This window comes from Vibrio sp. 1580 (assembly GCF_033340055.1).
Map to the genome: position 1 here is coordinate 1 of NZ_JAWOVT010000676.1, position 529 is coordinate 529.

A 529-nucleotide genomic window follows, 5' to 3' on the forward strand; every position below is an offset into this window, starting at 1 on the left:
ACTCGGCATGGCGAAACAAGTGTTACCAAGTATTCTTGATTACAAAGTTCTTGCTGAAAAAGAATCAATGTTTAACACGCCACCAACGTTTGCTTGGTACTTGTCTGGCCTTGTTTTCAAATGGCTTAAAGCACAAGGCGGCGTTAAGAGCATTGAAACAGTGAATCGCGAAAAAGCAAAACTGCTTTACGATTACATTGATCAGTCTGATTTCTACCGCAACGGCGTTCATCCATCGAACCGTTCATTAATGAACGTTCCTTTCCAATTAGCGAAGCCTGAACTTGACGCGACTTTCCTTGAGCTTGCAGATGCAAAAGGAATAAAAGCGCTAAAAGGTCACCGTGTGGTGGGTGGTATGCGCGCATCGATTTACAATGCAATGCCGCTAGAAGGTGTGCAAGCGTTGGTCGACTTCATGAAAGAGTTCGAGCAAAACTACGCATAGAGCACAAATTGAATGAGTTAAAAGCGTCGCAATTGCGGCGCTTTTGTTTATGTGCGTAACCAATTGAATGGAAGATTCTAA

Annotated in this window: 1 protein-coding gene; it reads left to right on the forward strand. The window is 43.3% G+C overall.

Annotated features, from left to right (window positions below):
• Positions 1-448 (forward strand): aminotransferase class V-fold PLP-dependent enzyme (locus R7093_RS27795; protein ID WP_318147354.1); only part of this gene is annotated, 448 nt, incomplete at its 5' end.
• Positions 449-529 lie beyond the last annotated feature (81 nt).